Annotated in this window: 1 protein-coding gene; it reads right to left on the bottom strand. The window is 59.2% G+C overall.

What is annotated here, in order from left to right; translation table 11 throughout:
• The coding region (locus CSC70_RS13760) for a phage portal protein (RefSeq protein WP_162457190.1) at positions 1 to 845 on the bottom strand (845 nt) is incomplete at both ends.

Here is an 845-nt window from a genome sequence, read left to right as displayed (position 1 = left end):
CTTTCTCGTAGGTACTCAGTCCGGCTTCTATCAGCATCACCGCTTCCTGAACTTCTTTCAGACCATCGATGGCCATACGACCGGAGCCTATCCAGTCGCAGTTCCCCCAGGCACTGCGGGCTTCCTGAAAACTGAAGCGCGCTTTTGAAGGTAACGTCACCACGCGGCGAACGATGGCCTCTTCCAGCCAGCACAGAAACATCTGGCTCGCCTGACGGGATGCGACGAATTTTCGCCGCCCCATAAAGTACGCCCACGACTCGTTCGCACTGGCCCGTGCCGTGGAGTAGCTCATCTGGGCGTAATTCCGGGAAAGCTGCTCATACGAGACACCCAGCCCGGCAGCGATATACCGCAGCAGTGACTGCTCAAACACGGAGTAGCCGTTATCCGTATCCTGAGCCGTCTGCAGGTTCAGTGAGTCACCCGGCATCAGGTGCGGTACTTTTGCGCCTCCCAGCCGGACCGGCGCTGCGGCGTAATACGCGGCAATTTCACCAATCCAGCCGGTCAGCCTTTCCCGCTGCTCCTGACTGTTCGCGCCCAGAATAAAATCCTGCACGGACAGGCCGGTATATGCCGACACCTTCTGCGCAAACATCTGGCGGGTTGCGTCCATCCGGGACTGCAGTGTCTCCCGGACGTCATCCGGAAGATGGCTGTAGGGGTTGCCATCCACCTTATGGCTGCCGCTGTAAATCAGCGTGATTTCCACACCCTGTTTCTCCAGCGCAGCACCGTAATTACTGTGAGCCATCATGACGCCGATGGAGCCTGTCCGGGCGGTCTGCGTGACCAGACGCCGGGAGGCGGCACTGGCAAGCAACTGACCTGCACTGCAGTTC

Source organism: Pseudoxanthomonas kalamensis DSM 18571 (genome assembly GCF_010211745.1).
Classification (GTDB): Bacteria; Pseudomonadota; Gammaproteobacteria; order Xanthomonadales; family Xanthomonadaceae; genus Pseudoxanthomonas_A; species Pseudoxanthomonas_A kalamensis.
Note: the sequence above shows the minus strand (reverse complement) of the source record. Positions and strands in the feature narration are given on the sequence as shown.